This window comes from Pseudohalioglobus lutimaris (genome assembly GCF_002866825.1).
GTDB lineage: Bacteria > Pseudomonadota > Gammaproteobacteria > Pseudomonadales > Halieaceae > Halioglobus > Halioglobus lutimaris.
On record NZ_PKUS01000032.1, the window covers coordinates 24,953 to 41,476 of the forward strand.

Sequence of the window (16,524 nt, forward strand, 5' to 3'; positions counted from 1 at the left end):
AGGCAAAGTCACAATGTGCAGCTATGGGTATTGAGATAGACCAGACTGAGTTCAACGATCAGGATTTCCTGGCGTTTCGCGCCGGTCTGGAAGAAAACATGCAGGCGCTGGGGGATCTTCTGCAGCGCCCGGGTTTTGGTGAGGGCGCAGGTTCCCTGGGCGCAGAACTGGAAATGTATATCGTCGATAACGACGGTTATCCGCTGTATGCCAACCAGGAGATCCTCGAAGACGCCGCCGATCCCTCCCTTACGCTTGAGCTCAATCGCTATAACCTGGAGTTTAATCTTCCGCCTTTTGCGCTGGACGATAATCCCTTTTTCTCAACCGAACAAACCATCGTAGAGGGGGTCAGGCGCCTGGGCGAGGTAGCAGCCCGGCGGGGTGGTCGTATTGTGCCCATCGGTATTCTTCCCACGCTGCGCGAGACCGATTTTGGCAGCCACTGCATCACCGACCGACGGCGTTACCATGCGCTGGTAAAGCAGCTGATAGAGCGACGCGGTGACCGCTTCCACATTGATATCAATGGCGTGGAACCACTGAAGCTGGCAATGCGCGACATCACCCTGGAGGGCGCTAATACTTCTTTCCAGGTGCACTACCGGGTCACACCGCAGGCCTACGCCGATACGTTTAATGCCATCCAGTTGATGACTCCGCTGGCGGTCGCTCTCGCAGCAAACTCCCCTGGACTGTTTGGGCATTCCCTGTGGCAGGAAACCCGCATTCCCCTGTTCAAACAATCCATTGATACGCGGCACGTGGACCCCTATGGGTGGAACGAACCGGCCCGGGTGAGCTTTGGCCAGGGCTGGGCAAGAGCGGGTGCTGAGGAACTGTTTCGGGAGGTGGTGCGTATTTACCCGCCGCTGCTGCCGCTTTGCAATGGAAGTACGGCGGCTGAAGAGATAGCGGCAGGCAAGGTGCCGACTCTGGCGGAACTGCGGCTGCACCAGAGTACCGTCTGGCTGTGGAATCGCCCGATTTATGACGATGCAGATGGCGGCCACCTGCGGATCGAGATGCGCGCGTTGCCCGCGGGCCCCAGCGCTGTCGATATGGTGGCCAACGCGGCCTTTCTGATTGGTGCAGCGGAAGGCATACGCCCGCAGCTGAATCAGCTGTTACCCGCGATACCGTTCCACAATGCGGAGTACAATTTCTACCGCGCTGCCCAGCACGGGCTGGAAGCGCAACTGGTCTGGCCCGAACTGGATCAGTCCGGGTTTCGCGAGCAGCCCATCACCGGTGTGATCGAGCGCATGCTGCCAGTCGCCAGGTCGGGGCTGGTTGCTATCGGCGTGAGCAATGCCGAGATTGACCGTTATCTCGGCGTAATCGAAGCGCGCCTGGAAAGCCGCCAGTCCGGTGCAGTCTGGCAGCAGCGCAAGTTACAAAAACTGAAACAGCAAATGTCGACTGAGCGCGCTTTACATGAACTCCTGGAGAACTTTATCGGCCTGAGCGCAGAAAACCTGCCCGTGGCCCAGTGGCCTTTATGAGAAGATTCAAGTTTGTACGCGACCCCGACCCCAGAGACCTCGGTTACAACATCGAGGAGTTCCTGCGCTGGATGGACGGCCCCACCTGTTTCCACCTGACCGGCGAGAATACGACTCGCACACGTGCCCTGGTGACCCTGCTGCATGGCAATGAGCCCTCTGGCACCATCGCTTTGTATCGCTGGCTTAAAAGCGGCAGGCGCCCCGCGACCAATGTCGTATGCCTTGTGGCCTCGGTAGGCGCTGCGCTGGAGGCTCCCGTGTTCAGTCACCGCATGCTGCCGCGTGCGCGGGATCTCAATCGCTGCTTTCGCCCACCCTATGAAGATGTCCAGGGCGTGTTGGCCGAGGAGATACTGGAGATCCTTCGTCTGCACAGGCCGGAAGCGGTGATCGATATGCACAACACCTCAGGGTCGGGACCGGCCTTCGGTGTGTGTACGTTTATGGATCGTCATCACGATGCGCTGGTATCGCTGTTTACCCAGCGCTTGATCGTCTCTGACCTGGGTCTGGGGGCGCTCATGGAAATCAGTGAGGAAGCCTGTCCCACCGTCACGGTAGAAGTTGGCGGGCGCATGGATGATGAGGCTCACGAACTGGCCTTCGAGGGTATGTGTCGCTATTTTCAGGCCGGGACCGTGCTCTGCCCTGGCGACACAGACTGGGGGCTGGAGCTATTGCGAGACCCCATTCGTCTGGAACTGAATGAAAATGTCACGCTGACCTACGCCGAAGAGCCCTGTGACAATTATGACATTACCCTCAAGCCGGATATCGAACACCACAATTTTGGCGGTGTAAAAGCCGATACCTTACTGGGTTGGGCCCGGGGAGCAGAGACTCAGCTCTTTACCGCCCTGGACGCAGGCGGCCGCTGCGCGGTCACCAAACTGGTGCGCATCGACAACGGGAAAATGTACCCGGCGCAGCCATTGAAGCTGTTTATGATTACCAACAATGCGGCCATCGCTCACTCCGACTGCCTGTTCTACGCCGTATCCGACGATGGCTCTACGATTTGTGCCTGAACGGCCTGGTGGCGCTGTTCTTGACGACGGTGACACGATAGCGAACGGCCCCACGCTTGGGGTTACAACAACCGGCGTTGCGGAAAACGGCATCAGGCTTTCTCTATGAATTTTTACCGTTATGTTCCCCAGGGAGTAATAGCATTTGCGTAAAAAAGTTAAATTCTTTGTTTCATATGCCCACGCGAACAGGCAGCTTTCGGACAACTTTCTAACCAGGTTGTGTGACGTACTGGCACCGTCGAAGAAGCACGATTACGTTCTGTGGAGGGACACAGGATTAGTCGTTGGTGAAGATTGGGAGCAGCAGATTCTGAGTGCGAGAGATAGCTGCGACTTCGGCCTGCTTCTGGTCAGCCCTGCGTTCCTGGCATCGAAGTTCATTACCGAGAAGGAGTTACCCGTTTTTGTGTCCGGTAATAAGCCTTCAATACCGGTAATGCTTCAGCCTGTGGACTTTGCCAGGCATGATCTGAAGGGCCTGGAGAAACGGCAGATATTCAGGCTTGATTTTGCAGGCTTTACCGAGCCTCGCTCTTACTCCGAATGCAGAAAGCAAAGAAGAGATGATTTCATTCTGGAGTTATTCAGGGCGATTGAAGACAGGTTGGTATAGCGTGTGGTGATGCTTCTACCATCAATCATTGACATGCAGTTTTGCCAGAGAGGAGTTAACCGTAAATGCATGAGATTATTTGCCCACACTGCAATAAGGCGTTCAAGATCGATGAGGCCGGTTATGCAGACATTCTGAAGCAGATCCGCGACAGTGACTTTGAGCAACAGCTGCACGAGCGGCTTGAACTGGCTGAGAAGGAAAAGAAAATTGCGGTTGAGCTCGCAAAGAGCAAGGTGGGCAGCGAAATGCAGAAGTCTGCCGCAGCCAAGGATGTCGAGATACAGGAGTTAAAGGCCAAGCTGGATGCAGGTGAGGTGGCGCAGAAGCTCGCTGTTACGGAGGCGCTGAACGCTGTTGAAAGGGAGCGGGATGCGCTCAAAAATGAACTGGAGAAGATCAGGCAGGATAGCCATGCGGCTTCAGAGCTGGCTGAGGCAAAACGTGTGCAAAGCCTGCAGGAAACCGCCGCGAAGAAGAACGCGGAAATTCAGGCTCTCAAGGCTGCGCTAGACGCTAACCAGGTAGCGCAGAAACTCGCAGTCAGGGAAGCCCTGAGTGAGGTGGAAAAGGAGCGCGATGTTCTCAGCAATAGCCTCAAGCAGGCGGAGCTGGAAAAGCAGCTCGCGGAGAAGTCGCTCAAGGATAAATACGAAACTCAGATCAAGGATCGCGACGATGCGATTGAGCGCCTTCGGGACATGAAGGCCAGGCTGTCGACCAAGATGGTTGGCGAAACGCTGGAACAGCACTGCGAGACCGAGTTCAACCGCATTCGATCGACAGCGTTTCCCAGGGCCTATTTTGAGAAGGATAACGACGCCAGAACGGGAAGCAAGGGCGATTATATTTTTCGCGACGTGGACGAGGCGGGCACAGAGATCGTTTCAATCATGTTCGAGATGAAGAACGAAAGCGACACTACAGCAACAAAGAAAAAGAACGAGGACTTTTTAAAGGAACTCGACAAGGATAGAGCAGAAAAGGGCTGTGAATACGCAGTGCTGGTGTCGTTGCTCGAGCCCGACAGCGAACTCTATAATTCCGGGATAGTAGATGTATTTCACCGCTATCCGAAAATGTACATTGTGCGGCCACAGTTTTTTATTCCAATTATTACGCTGCTGCGTAACGCGGCGATGAAATCGCTTGAATACAAGACCGAACTTGCCCTGGTCAAGGCACAGAACGTCGATATAACCAGTTTTGAGAACGATCTGGATAAATTCAAGACAGCCTTCGCGAAGAACTACGACCTTGCCTCCAGAAAGTTTAAAACCGCTATCGATGAGATAGACAAGTCAATTGATCACCTGCAAAAAACCAAAGACGCTTTGCTTGGAACGGACCGGAATCTTCGCCTTGCCAATAACAAGGCGCAGGATGTGACCATCAAGAAGCTCACCCGCAGCAACCCCACCATGGCGGCCAAGTTCAAAGAGCTCGATAGCCAGGGCTCCCTGGATTCTGAATGATGCAGCCCGTTGTTTCCGTGGGCGTCCTGAAGTACGGAAGGGTCCGCCAACCTGACTCTGTTCATGATGTGCTACACCCCACCGCGAGCAGATCGACCGTTCTGGCCACGGTGTCAGCACCTCGCATCGGTTTTGGATAGTTCCATTTAAGAATCATTGTGGTAACTTTGCCTGAGCCATACACCAGGTGGGAATAAAGATGCGCTGGGACGAGATAGACAAACAGGCCTGTTCGGTCGCGCGTTCATTGTCGGTAGTGGGCGAGCGTTGGACCATGCTTATCATTCGCGATGCCTTTCTGGGTACACGTCGCTTCGACCAGTTCCAGAGCAACCTGGGAATCACCCGTCATCGACTGTCTGAGCGCCTTGGCAAGCTGGTGGAAGCGGGCGTTCTGGTCAAGGTGCCCTATAACGATCGGCCATTGCGCTACGAATATCGTTTGACTCGCAAGGGACTGGGGCTTTACCCGGTGCTGATGAGCCTCGCTCGCTGGGGTGATGAATGGATGGATAAGGGCGAGGGCCCGCCCATGGAGTATGTCCATCAACGCTGCGGCAACAAGACACACGCCGTGCTCACCTGCAGCGAGTGCAATGAACCACTGCGTCCGGAAGAGGTCACCCCACAACTTGGTCCGGTGCTGCTGAAAGTGGCGGAGGAGCTACGCCGGGGTGGTGAGGCGTTCGATGAGATACCGCCACTGCTGCGCCGTTCCATGTAAAACAGCGATTACTCCCTCTATCAGGAGATATACACCCGAATTTCTTATGAAATACTCACACTCGGCCTGACTGCTATGGCTTGATGTTCGGGGTAGACTCTTCGTCATATTTATAAGAACAAAGAAAGTTCCGTGAGAAAAACAAAGCTTATTTCCATTTTAGGGAGCACCGCAATGCAAAAATTCAAAAAAACCCTGTTGGCCTCAGCAATTGTCGCTGTAGTGCCGTCCATTGGGGCAATGCCTGCCAATGCCCAGGGCGGAGTAAACCAACTCGAAGAGGTGGTTGTAACCGGTACACGCAAGGAAGGCCTGGCGCCGACTGAAACCCTGTCCCCGATTGATCTGATTGGCGGTAAGGCCCTGGTAAATCAGGGGGCGTTCGATCTGACCGATTCGCTTACGAAGATTTCACCTGCGCTGAACACCCAGCGTTTTCCGATTGCCGACGGCACTGCTTTTGTTCGCCCGGTAACGCTGCGAAATCTGTCGCCTGACCATACCCTGGTACTGATGAATGGAACGCGGCGCCATCGTTCGGCGCTGGTCAACCTGCAGTTGGCCCCGTTGGGTACGGTAAACCAGGGCTCTCAGGGTGTCGATTTCCAGACTTTCCCCTCCGCTGCGATAAAACGGATTGAGGTGCTTCGCGATGGCGCTTCTGCTCAGTATGGCTCTGATGCCATTGCTGGTGTGGTGAACGTTATTCTGAATGATGCCGCTGAGGGCTTTACGGTTAGTGGCCAGTATGGTGAGTATCAGGAGGGTGACGGAGAGCGCACATCGGTTGCCGCCAACGGCGGCCTCGGTTTGGGCGACGCGGGTTTTCTTAACCTCACCGCGGAATATTCTGAGTCGGACACAACCAGTCGCGGGCAAGCGCGTCCAGACGCTGCAGCTGTAGCAGATATCGTTGGCAAGAGTCAGGTGCCATACGATGGCCTGGGCCAACGCTGGGGTGACCCTGAGATCGAAACCTGGAAGTTTGTCGCCAACACTGCCTACACGTTCAGCGATGCTTTGGAGGTGTACGGTACGGGAACATATATGGACCAGGAGACCACCGGCGGTTTCTTCTACCGTGGTCCGGTACTGCCGGGGGATCTGAACAAAGACCTGCCGGCGCGCACAACACTCAAAATTGATGCCGATGGCGACGGCTTTGCCGACGCAGCGGCGCAGGACCTGGTGGACTCGATTCTTGCCCAGGGGCTGACACCAGGTGATTACCTCACCGCCAACGCCGATAGCCCCAGCGGTTTTGATTTACTGAACCCCATCAATACACTGTTCCCGGGCGGCTATAGCCCACTGTTTGGCGCAGACATCGCGGACTACGAGCTGGTCTTTGGAGGCAGGGGCGAGCTAGGTGATATGGGGCTGAGCTACGATGTTCGTGGTCGCTACGGTGAGAATGAAGTCGAATACAACCTGGTCGACAGCATCAACCCCAGTCTTGGGGCTCTGTCACCTACCGACTTCAACCCCGGTACACTGACGCAGGAAGAGAGCAGCGTGAACGCTGATTTCGTCAAGACCTTCGACAGCTCACCTCTGAACCTTGGCTTCGGTCTGGAATGGCGTAACGAAACCTATATCATCGACAAGGGTGACGCTGCTTCTACTGCAGTTGGTCCTACCTTCGCCGTATTCGGTCTCGGCTCGGATGGTTTCCAGGGTTTCTCACCTGAGTCTGTCGGTGAGTTCGAAAGTGATAGTTGGGCGGCCTATGTCGACGTAGAGACTGACATCACCGACAATCTGTCCGGTGCTATCGCAGTTCGTTACGAAGACTATGATGAATTCGGTGATACCACTGATTGGAAAATCTCCGCGCGTTATAACTTTACCGACAATTTCGCATTACGTGCGACTGCCAACACCGGTTTCCGGGCGCCGTCTCCTGGCCAGGTGAACACGCTTAACGTCACCACAACGGCAGATAGCTCAGGTAACCTGATTCCCACGGGGACTTACCCGGTTGATAATCCTATTTCTCAGGTACTGGGTTCTCAGCCATTGAGCCCTGAAGAGTCTGAGAGCTTCACATTGGGACTGGTCTGGACGCCAGGTGATCGCTATAGCATTACCGTTGACTATTACGACATCAGCATCGATGACCGTCTTGCACTGGTTCAGAATACGTTGAATCAGGATAACGTAGACGAACTGGCCGGTATCGGTTTTGAGAACGCTGAACTGCTGCTGAATGCTGGCGCGGCTTACTTCGCCAACGGCTTTGATACCAATGTATCGGGTATCGATATCAGCGTGAGTGCATGGTATGACCTGTGGGGCGGTACGCTGGTTACCGACTGGCGTCACAACTGGAATGAGCAGGAGATTGATAACGTCAAGAACAGCTCTATCGGTCCAGATCGCGTTTTTGACCTGGAGAACCAGGTCCCGGAGAACAGTTCTGTACTGACCTTCGATTATGAGCGGGATGCGATGACTGGCCTTGTGCGTCTTAACTACTACGACGAATGGTCCAGCACCGGTGGCCTGTTTGGTCCGGGCGACGCATCTGACGCAGCCACATATGGCAGTACTGTGTTGGTAGATGTTGAGTTCAGTTATACCTTTGCAGACCATTATACGGTGAGCGTTGGCGGTGAGAACGTCTTTGACGAGACGCCGGACGACGAAGCAGATGGCACATTGGGCTTCCTGGGCGCTGTATCGTCCGTTACTTCCCCTTATGGGTTTAACGGTGCTTTCTGGTACGCGAGAGTCTCGGCGTCGTTTTAATACCGACGTGATATAAAAAAGCCCGGTTCATTGAACCGGGCTTTTTTTTAGTTCCAGGGTGCGCAGCGCACCTACACCCACCGCCTGTAAAGCCCAACCGACGTCACCCCTTAAACCCTGCAGTCATCCCCGCGAAGGTAGGGGCGCATTGAGCCAGCGCGCTATCGTTATTTCGCAGCAGCCAGCGCCTGTTCGACATCGGCAATAATATCGTCCACATGCTCGATGCCAATGGACAGCCGCACCATTTCCTCACTGACGCCTGCCGAGGCCAGTTCCTCGGGATTCAGCTGCCGGTGTGTAGTGCTCGCCGGGTGGCAGGCCAGCGACTTGGCATCGCCGATATTCACCAGGCGCAGAATCAGCTGCAGGGCGTCGATAAACCGGGTGCCAGCTTCAATACCACCTTCGATACCAAAGCTGAGAATACCTGCGGGCTTGCCGCTGGAGATCTTTTTGCAGGTCTCGTAATGAGGACTGTCCTTCAGGCCAGCGTAGTTTACCCATTTGACCTGAGGGTGTTTCCGCAAATACTTGGCGACCTTTTTGGCGTTCTTGCAGTGCTTTTCCATGCGCAGTGCCAGGGTCTCAAGTCCCTGCATAATCAGGAAGGCGCTGTGTGGTGACAGTGCGGCGCCAGTATTGCGCAGCGGTACAACGCGACAGCGACCGATGTAGGCGGCGGCCCCCAGTGCTTCGGTATAGACCACACCGTGGTAGGACGGATCGGGTGTCGTCATCACCGGGAAGCGGCCGCTGGCGGCCCAGTCAAACTTGCCGGAGTCGATAATGGCGCCGCCTATGGTGGTGCCGTGGCCGCTGATGTACTTGGTCAGTGAGTGCACCACGATATCTGCGCCGTGATCGAAGGCGCGACAGAGCAGGGGCGTAGCAACGGTATTGTCTACAATCAGCGGTACGCCGGCTGCGTGGGCGATGTCTGCCCACTTCTGAATATCTACAACGTTACCGGCAGGGTTGCCGATTGATTCGCAGAACAACGCCGTGGTGTTCTCATCTATCAGTGACGCCACCTTGTCGTAGTCGTCGGCGTCCGCAAAGCGCGTTTCGATTCCCTGCCTCGGGAAAGTGTGCGCAAACAGGTTATAGGTGCCACCGTACAGCTGTGAGGTGCTGACAATATTGGAGCCCACCCCGGAAATCGCTTCGATAGCGTAGCGTATTGCTGCCATACCCGATGCCACAGCCAGGGCGCCCACGCCGCCTTCCAGCTCTGCCAGGCGGGCCTCGAGCACAGCGTTAGTGGGATTCATGATGCGGCTATAGATGTTGCCGGGCACTGCGAGGTTGAACAGGTCCGCACCGTGCTGCGTGTTATCGAAGGTGAACGATGTGGTCTGGTAGATAGGTGTGGTAGCGGCGTTGGTAGCCGGGTCGCCGTCGTAGCCGGCGTGCAGGGCGATGGTTTCGGGTTTCATAATAGTGCCTTGTGTTGTGGGTTAAGCGAACTGGAGCTTAGCATAAGATATGCCGGACGCTAGGTCCGTGGGGAAGGCGCGACGCTCACATAGTCACGCCTTACTCGATCCAGCTGGGCGCAAAGATCCGCCGCTCCCCGGGCGATGCGTGCGGTGGGCCGCTGTATCAGGTCAGGGTGAATGTGCAACAGGGCCTCGTGTTGCACTGCCTGCAGCACCGGGTAGCGGCGCCAGTCGTCCAGCCATTCAGGGCGTGACTGGTCCGTGCCGCTGGCCACGATCACCTGCGGATCTGCTTCAAGTAGTGATTCCAGCGCAATATGCGGGGCGAGCTGTGCCTGCTCAGCGAAAATATTTTTCCCACCGCAAAGTTCGATCACGTCACTGATCATGTGCTCGCCATTTACTGTCTGTAGCGGTGTATTCCAGACCTGGTAGAAGACGCTCAACCGGGGCCCCTGGCTGCCGTTAGCGGCCAGCTCATCAATGTCGGCATCGAATGCCGCTGCATTGCGCCGGGCTATGTGGTCAGTGCCGGCCAATACACCGAAGTCACGGATGCTTGCGCTGATGTCCTTGAGCGTGCCTGGCTCGCTGACATAGACGGTCAGGCCCAGGCGTTGCAGCTGGGGCAGTGCCGTCATGCCGTTGCCAGATCCCCACAACACCACCAGGTCGGGCGAGAGGGCCACTACCTGCTCGATGCTCCAGCTGAAGGCGCTGCCAATTCTGGGTAACGACTTTGCGGCTGACGGATAGTCGCTGTAGTCCACGGCGGCGATGATCTTGCTACCCGCGCCGGCACTGAACAGGTTTTCCACAATATGCGGGGCAAGTGCGACGATACGCTGCGCTGGTTGCTCCAGGCTGACTGTGCGGCCGACGGCGTCAACAACGCTGGGGCCGGCCCAGGCCAGGCTGCCCAGGGTGCACAAGCACAGCGCTATAATTCTCAGGAACACTGGATCACCAGTGGCGAGCCATTCACCGGGTGGCGTTCAATCATCACATCCACCTGGAAAACCTCGGCAAACATCGCCGGGGTCAGCACCGTTTCAGCATTGCCATGACTGTGTTGGCGGCCCCGCTGCATTACCAGTAGCTGGTCGGCGTGCGCTGCAAGGAGGTTGAAGTCGTGGGTAGCGACGATGACGGCACAGCCCTGGGCCGCCAGGGCGTCTACCCGCTCCATCACCATGCGTTGGTGCGCCAGGTCCAGTGCAGAATTGGGCTCATCCAGCAGTAGCAGTCGACCGGGGCTGTCCGCTGCTCGCCACAGCTGGGCCAGCGCTCTTGCCAGCTGCACCCGCTGCTTTTCGCCGCCTGAAAGCTGTGTGTAGGGGCGCTGTCGCAGCCTCAGGGTGTCGGTCGCCGCCAGCACTTCTTCCAGGATCTGCCTGTCTACCTCGCGGCCACTGGCATGGGGCATGCGCCCGAGGAGAATGACCTCTTCGACGCTGAAGGGGAAGTTGAGTGCGGCGTGCTGACTCTGCATGGCCAGGGCGCGGGCGCGGTGCCCCCGATCGTACTCTGACAGAGGTATGTCATTGAGCAGAATCTCGCCGCTGTCTACGGCTATGCCCCCGGCCACCGCGTGTAACAGCGTACTTTTACCGGCGCCATTGGGCCCGATCAGGCCCAGTACCTGGCCTGCCTGCAGGGAGAAAGTAATATTCTGCAACAATGCCGGGCCATAGGGTGAGGCGCTGGCAGCGTTAACGGTCAGCACGCTCATTATTGCATCCCGTAGTCCCTGCGCCTGTGCAGCAGGGAGATAAAGAAGGGCACGCCTATGCAGGCGGTGACTATGCCCACGGGTAACTCGGCGGGTGCGATGAGGGTGCGCGCGAGGATATCCGCACACACCAGCAGAATGGCCCCGGCCAGTGCAGAGGCCGGCAGTAGAAAGCGATGGTCGGGGCCTATCAGCAGGCGCACGATATGCGGGATGACCAGGCCGACAAAGGCGATGGTGCCGGCCATGGCGACACTGGCGCCCACGGCAATCGCCACGACTACCACGATCCAGCTTTTTGTTCTCTCGACATCGATACCCAGGTAGCGCGCCTCGGATTCGCCCAGCAGTAGCGCATTGAGTGCGTTGGCGTGCCGGGGCAGGAGCAGCACGACCACTGCGGTCAGTACCAGTGCGGTCAGCACGCGTGGATAGTCCGCACCGTCCAGTCCGCCCATGCGCCAGAGGCTGATGCGCCTGAGTACCTCGTTGGAAGAGAACAGCTCCAGTACGTTGCCCAGTGCCCCCGCCAGTGCGGTGATCGCTATGCCCGCCAGCAACATGGTAGCCACGGAGGTGCCGGTCTCGGAATTTGCGAGACGGTAGACCACGACCACAGCGCACATGCCGCCAGCAAATGCACCCAGTGAGATAACAGTCAGTCCGCTGATGCCGCTGATCCAGCCGCCGGCACCTGCAATCACCAGGCTGGCGCCCAATGAGGCCCCCGCGGTCACACCAATCAGTGACGGGTCTGCCAGGGGATTGCGGAAAATACCCTGCATGGCCGCGCCGCTGATCCCCAGCATCGCCCCCACCAGTGCTGCCAGTAGTGCGCGCGGCAGGCGAATCTGACCGATAATTACGGCGGCGCGACCGGGTGCTTCAGTGCCTGTCAATTGCTCCAGGGCCCTCAGTGATTCGCCCAGGCCAAGGCTGACGCTGCCCAGGGCAAGTGCAACCAGTAATACCAGCGGTAGCAGGACGACCAGCAGCGTAATCAGCCGCCTCGCGCTTTGCTCGCGCTGGCCGTTCATGCCGCCTCGAAGCAGGCGGGAAACAAGCGCTGCAGGTCCAGATGCTGTTCTATGCAGTCCGCGAGGCGATTCAGTTCCCGCTCGCGGATGGCGTCGCGATCCACCTCCTTTGCCGCGTCCAGGCCTGCCCAGCGCAGCAGTGCAGCGCAGGCCGCCGGCTGATCGAAGAGCCCGTGAAGGTAGCTGCCGGCAACCTGCCCATCTGCTGAAATAGCGCCGTCCTCGCGCTTGTCGTCCAGGGTAATAAAGCTCTGGGTTTCCGCTGCGCGATGGGTCTCACCGCAGTGTATCTCATAGCCGCGTACTGCTGCGCCCAGTGCGGTGATGGCGCCATGCGCTTGCAGTAAGGTTTTTCCCGGTCGCAGCACGGTGCTGATCTCCAGCAGGCCCAGACCCATACTGCTTCCGGGACTGCCCTCTACGCCATCGGGGTCATGAATCTCATTACCCAGCATTTGCAGGCCGCCGCAGACGCCTAACACCTTACCGCCGTAACGCAGGTGCCTCTGCAGGTAGGGCTCCCAGCCATTGCGGCGCAGCCAATCCAGATCTTCGCGCACGTTTTTGCTGCCGGGCAAGACCACCAGTTCACCCGGCGGAGGCGCCTGACCTTCTGCAATATAGGTGACCTCTGCCTGGGGATGCAGGCGCAGGGCGTCGAAGTCGGTGGTGTTGGATATGCGGGGTAGGGCAGGCACCACCACCCGCAGGCGGTTCGCCTCCTTGGCGACCTGCGCCACATCAATCGCATCCTCGGCGTCCAGCTGCAGGTTGTGCAGATAGGGTAATACGCCAAGTACCGGCTTGCCGGTGCGCCGCTGCAGCCAGTCGAGTCCGGGCTCCAGCAAACTGATGTCGCCGCGAAAACGGTTGATGACAAAACCGCAAACGCGCTCCTGTTCGCCTGGTGACAGCAGCTCGAGTGTGCCGACCAGGTGCGCGAACACGCCGCCGCGGTCGATGTCCGCAATGATGATTACTGGCACGTCAGCCTTTTCGGCAAAGCCCATGTTGGCAATGTCACGGTCGCGCAGGTTGATTTCTGCCGGGCTGCCGGCACCCTCAACCAGCAAGTGGTCGAAGCGCTGGCCCAGGCGATGCCAGGCGGACATTACCGTGTCCATGGCAAGCGTCTTGTACTGGTGATAGTTAACCGCGTCCATGTCCTGCAGCGGTTTGCCGGCCAGGATCACCTGGGCGTTTTTATCGGAGTTCGGCTTAAGCAGCACGGGGTTCATTTCCACGTGCGGCGCAATGCCTGCGGCCTGCGCCTGCAGCGCCTGGGCGCGGCCAATTTCAGCCCCTTGGGGGGTGACCGCGCTGTTCAGCGACATATTCTGGGGTTTAAACGGCGCGACCGAGAATCCCTTTCGCGCAAGCACCCGGCACAGGCCGGCAACGAGGACACTTTTTCCGGCGTCAGACGTGGTCCCCTGCACCATCAGCGCCCTGGGCACGGTCAGTAATCCACACCCTGGCGTGCCTTGATGCCAGCTTTGAAGGCGTGTTTGATCTCTTTGACTTCGGAGACTGTGTCCATGATCTCCTGCAGTGCGGAGCCGCCGCCGCGCCCGGTGACCACCACGCTCTGTGATCGTGGCCGCTGGCGGATTGCGTCGATGACCTCGTCCTCGGGCAGGTAGCCGTAAGCGAGCATATAGGTGAGCTCGTCCATCACCACCAGGTCGTAGCTGGGGTCGCTCAGCATGGGCAGCACGAAGTTCCACGTCTCCACCGCCGCCTTCATGTCCGCTTCCCTGTCCTGCGTGTCCCAGGTGAAACCGGTACCCATCTGGTGAAACGCCACGTCGGGGCAGTGTTCCTTCAGGTATATTTCTTCACCGGAGAGTTGCTGCCCCTTGATGAATTGCACCACGCCCACTTTGTGGCCGTAGCCCAGGGCGCGCATCACCATGCCGAAAGCCGAGCTGGATTTGCCCTTGCCATTGCCGGTGAGCAGGATAGCGACACCGCGTTCCTCGTCTGCGGCGTCGATATTGGCATCGACTTTGGTTTTCTGTTTTTCCATCGCCGCCTTGTGCCTGGCGTTTTTACGTTCGTCGCTCATGCCGTCGCTCCTGTGCTAGAAGGAGTAGCGCACGCCGGCATAAGCCGCGGCACCGCTGCTGTTGAAGTTGCGAACTTCTTCGTAGTCCTTGTCAAGCAGGTTCTCTACCCTACCGTATACATCCAGTCCACGGATGACTTCGAAGCTGGCATTGATGTTGATGACCTCATAATCATCAAGGGGGTCGCCGTCAGTGCCCACCGCGTCGCGCGCAAGGCGTGCATTGATACCCAGACTCAGGCGGTTGTCAAAACCCTGCCAGTTCAGGCCCAGGTTGGCCAGATGGTCGGGGCGACGTGGCCGTTCACCGGCGTCGCTGGTTTCGGTGTCGTTGTAGGTGTAGTTACCCGTCAGCGAAAGTGACGGTAGCAGGGGCCATTCGGCAATCAACTCCACGCCGGAGGAATCCGCTTCCCCCTTACCTTGCAGATAGCCGCCGAAGGTTTGCAGGTCGAAAAATATTTCCTGGTCCACGGTCTGGTCGAAATACACCGCTTCCAGGTAGAGGCCGTTATTGCCAAACCAGGAGATAGCCAGGTCGTAGCCCTCGCTCTCTTCCGCATCCAGCTCGACGCCATTGCCGAAGGGGCCGTTGTTGTAGCCGATTTCGTAGAGGCTGGGTGCCCTGAAACCGGTACCGTAGGCACCGCGCAGTTTTACTTCACCTGCGCTTGCCGGGATCAGGTATGCACCGCTGACTCGCCAGGTGTTATAACTGCCGAAGTCGTCGTTGTCGTCGTAGCGCGCACCTGCGGTCACAAACAGGCGCTTGGAAAATTCACCCTGGTATTCCAGGTAGTAACCGTCCTGATCGCGTTCCTGGTTGGTGCCGGTGTCGTCACGCGACTCGGTCTTCAGGTCAACGCCATACACCAATCGCATTGCTTCGCCGCCATTGAAACTGCCCAGGTAGTTCCATTTTTCCAGTTTGCCCTCACCGCCGAACGCAAAGCCGCCATCGCTGAAGTCCCTGTTCTGGGTTTCGCTCTCGCTATAGGCCAGCTCGTGATTGAACCGCTGACCCTGGTAGCGTGCACCGGCCCGCCAGGCCTGTTGATCGTACTCACTGTTACAATTATCAGTGCGAGGAAAACCGCAGTTGTCGTACTGGCTCTTGCCCTCCACATCGCGGCCCACCAGTTCCAGGCGTAACGCGTCGCTTACGTTCCAGCCCAGTCGTCCGTGGACGGTGGTGTTCTCGTAGCCGTCGTCATCGCGCAGCAGGGTGTCGTCGCTGCGGGCGTTGAAGCCATCTGTCTCAAAGTCAGTGACGGACAGGTTCGCGTCCACGGTATCGCCAGCGTAGCCGAGGTTGCCCGCGTATTGCTGGGTGCCGTAACGTCCACCCTCGGCGCTGACATCGCCGCCAAAACCTTCGCCGGGCGCCCTGGTGGTGATATTGACCACGCCGCCCGCGTCCGCGCCGTACATAAGCCCCTGTGGTCCACGCAATACCTCAACGCGTTCGATACCAGCGCTCAGCACCTGCTCAAGGCGCGGTAGAAACTGGGGGCTGGATGTGTCGCTGATATCGATGCCGTCCATCATCACCAGCGTGCGATAACCTTCCTCGCCACGTATGCGCAGAGTCGACACCTTGCCGGCACCGCCCGTATTGCTGACGCCAACGGAGGGCAGGGTGCGCAGAACGTCGAGCATGGAGTTAAAGCCCAGCGCCTGGATCTCCCGGGCGTTCAGTGCGGAGACCGACGTGCCCACCTGGCGCAGTGGCATTTCGACGCGGGAAGAGGTGACAATGATCTCTTCGAGTTTGGTATTGGCGTTAACTGGCAGGGCACATAGTGCGCCCAGGGTGACTGCCGGAAGTATTCTCAGGTTGTTCATTTTGTGTCCTCAATGCCCATATATAAGTGGCGATTGAGGGAGGGGATCAGGGAACGCGACAGGAACATCGTGCAACCTTTCATGAAGCCCTCCGCTCCATCGGTGCAAATGTGTCCAGGCAGGTTTCGGGCTCACAGCCTTGAAGCTGTTTACCGTTGCGGGGGCAGCGGTGGTGTTTCACCACACTTCCCATTTAACCTACCCAGCAACGTCGTTGCGGCAGGCACCTGGTACGGGCGAGGATTGTGCGGGCACACCTCTTCATTGTCAATCACCGGGGCAGCCTGATGAATTGCTT

General features: G+C 57.8%; 13 protein-coding genes and 1 riboswitch. Of the genes, 6 read left to right on the top strand and 7 right to left on the bottom strand.

From position 1 onward, the window contains the following. Positions 1-23 precede the first annotated feature (23 nt). The 6 genes from C0039_RS17680 to C0039_RS17705 all read left to right on the top strand — a co-directional run bounded on the left by C0039_RS17680 (position 24) and on the right by C0039_RS17705 (position 8,102). Positions 24-1,505: a glutamate-cysteine ligase family protein gene (locus C0039_RS17680; protein ID WP_101518819.1), complete on the top strand. Its 1,482-nt coding sequence runs from the start codon at positions 24-26 to the stop codon at positions 1,503-1,505. Beyond that, complete coding sequence (locus C0039_RS17685) at positions 1,502-2,536, top strand: M14 family metallopeptidase (RefSeq protein WP_101518820.1); 1,035 nt, start codon at positions 1,502-1,504, stop codon at positions 2,534-2,536. The genes C0039_RS17680 and C0039_RS17685 overlap by 4 nt, the downstream gene beginning before the upstream one ends. 145 nt (positions 2,537-2,681) lie before the next feature. Continuing rightward, a complete protein-coding gene (locus C0039_RS17690; protein WP_101518821.1) occupies positions 2,682-3,152 on the top strand; it encodes a toll/interleukin-1 receptor domain-containing protein in 471 nt (156 codons plus the stop codon). A 65-nt stretch (positions 3,153-3,217) separates the two neighbouring features. Next, positions 3,218-4,627 carry a DUF2130 domain-containing protein gene (locus C0039_RS17695; RefSeq protein ID WP_101518822.1) on the top strand — a complete coding sequence of 470 codons (1,410 nt, stop codon included), beginning with the start codon at positions 3,218-3,220 and terminating at the stop codon, positions 4,625-4,627. Between the two features lie 199 nt (positions 4,628-4,826). Continuing rightward, positions 4,827-5,351: a winged helix-turn-helix transcriptional regulator gene (locus tag C0039_RS17700; RefSeq protein ID WP_076000752.1), complete on the top strand. Its 525-nt coding sequence runs from the start codon at positions 4,827-4,829 to the stop codon at positions 5,349-5,351. Positions 5,352-5,525: 174 nt separating this feature from the next. Continuing rightward, positions 5,526-8,102 (top strand): TonB-dependent receptor plug domain-containing protein, encoded by a 2,577-nt coding sequence (locus tag C0039_RS17705; protein ID WP_101518823.1) that lies wholly within the window; start codon positions 5,526-5,528, stop codon positions 8,100-8,102. 167 nt (positions 8,103-8,269) lie between these two features. Here C0039_RS17705 and C0039_RS17710 read toward each other — a convergent pair whose 3' ends face one another. Genes C0039_RS17710 through C0039_RS17740 form a run of 7 tightly spaced genes read right to left on the bottom strand, consistent with a single transcriptional unit; the run spans position 8,270 to position 16,226 of the window. Next, positions 8,270-9,541, bottom strand: a complete 1,272-nt coding sequence (locus tag C0039_RS17710) for an O-acetylhomoserine aminocarboxypropyltransferase/cysteine synthase family protein (protein WP_101518824.1) — start codon at positions 9,539-9,541, stop codon at positions 8,270-8,272. A gap of 59 nt (positions 9,542-9,600) precedes the next feature. After that, on the bottom strand, positions 9,601-10,503 hold the full coding sequence (locus C0039_RS17715) for a cobalamin-binding protein (RefSeq protein WP_101518825.1): 903 nt from the start codon (positions 10,501-10,503) through the stop codon (positions 9,601-9,603). After that, positions 10,494-11,276, bottom strand: a complete 783-nt coding sequence (locus C0039_RS17720; RefSeq protein ID WP_101518826.1) for a heme ABC transporter ATP-binding protein — start codon at positions 11,274-11,276, stop codon at positions 10,494-10,496. The genes C0039_RS17715 and C0039_RS17720 overlap by 10 nt, the downstream gene beginning before the upstream one ends. Continuing rightward, on the bottom strand, positions 11,276-12,313 hold the full coding sequence (locus C0039_RS17725) for a FecCD family ABC transporter permease (RefSeq protein WP_101518827.1): 1,038 nt from the start codon (positions 12,311-12,313) through the stop codon (positions 11,276-11,278). Before C0039_RS17725 ends, C0039_RS17720 begins: the two co-directional genes overlap by 1 nt. Further along, the gene (locus C0039_RS17730) at positions 12,310-13,755 is read right to left on the bottom strand and encodes a cobyric acid synthase (RefSeq protein WP_101518843.1); all 1,446 of its coding nucleotides are present in this window, start codon (positions 13,753-13,755) and stop codon (positions 12,310-12,312) included. Before C0039_RS17730 ends, C0039_RS17725 begins: the two co-directional genes overlap by 4 nt. 17 nt (positions 13,756-13,772) lie before the next feature. Next, positions 13,773-14,381 (bottom strand): cob(I)yrinic acid a,c-diamide adenosyltransferase, encoded by a 609-nt coding sequence (cobO, locus tag C0039_RS17735; RefSeq protein ID WP_101518828.1) that lies wholly within the window; start codon positions 14,379-14,381, stop codon positions 13,773-13,775. A 15-nt stretch (positions 14,382-14,396) separates the two neighbouring features. Beyond that, positions 14,397-16,226 (bottom strand): TonB-dependent receptor plug domain-containing protein, encoded by a 1,830-nt coding sequence (locus C0039_RS17740; protein WP_101518829.1) that lies wholly within the window; start codon positions 16,224-16,226, stop codon positions 14,397-14,399. A 100-nt stretch (positions 16,227-16,326) separates the two neighbouring features. Next, a riboswitch (cobalamin riboswitch) is annotated at positions 16,327-16,472 on the bottom strand. Positions 16,473-16,524 lie beyond the last annotated feature (52 nt).

Bases quoted from the DNA above. Each gene is read 5' to 3' on its own strand.
- C0039_RS17680 (WP_101518819.1), top strand. From the start codon at position 24: ATGGGTATTGAGATAGACCAGACTGAGTTCAACGATCAGGATTTCCTG.
- C0039_RS17685 (WP_101518820.1), top strand. From the start codon at position 1,502: ATGAGAAGATTCAAGTTTGTACGCGACCCCGACCCCAGAGACCTCGGT.
- C0039_RS17695 (WP_101518822.1), top strand. From the start codon at position 3,218: ATGCATGAGATTATTTGCCCACACTGCAATAAGGCGTTCAAGATCGAT.
- C0039_RS17700 (WP_076000752.1), top strand. From the start codon at position 4,827: ATGCGCTGGGACGAGATAGACAAACAGGCCTGTTCGGTCGCGCGTTCA.
- C0039_RS17705 (WP_101518823.1), top strand. From the start codon at position 5,526: ATGCAAAAATTCAAAAAAACCCTGTTGGCCTCAGCAATTGTCGCTGTA.
- C0039_RS17710 (WP_101518824.1), bottom strand. From the start codon at position 9,541: ATGAAACCCGAAACCATCGCCCTGCACGCCGGCTACGACGGCGACCCG.
- C0039_RS17720 (WP_101518826.1), bottom strand. From the start codon at position 11,276: ATGAGCGTGCTGACCGTTAACGCTGCCAGCGCCTCACCCTATGGCCCG.
- C0039_RS17725 (WP_101518827.1), bottom strand. From the start codon at position 12,313: ATGAACGGCCAGCGCGAGCAAAGCGCGAGGCGGCTGATTACGCTGCTG.
- C0039_RS17730 (WP_101518843.1), bottom strand. From the start codon at position 13,755: ATGGTGCAGGGGACCACGTCTGACGCCGGAAAAAGTGTCCTCGTTGCC.
- cobO (WP_101518828.1), bottom strand. From the start codon at position 14,381: ATGAGCGACGAACGTAAAAACGCCAGGCACAAGGCGGCGATGGAAAAA.
- C0039_RS17740 (WP_101518829.1), bottom strand. From the start codon at position 16,226: ATGAACAACCTGAGAATACTTCCGGCAGTCACCCTGGGCGCACTATGT.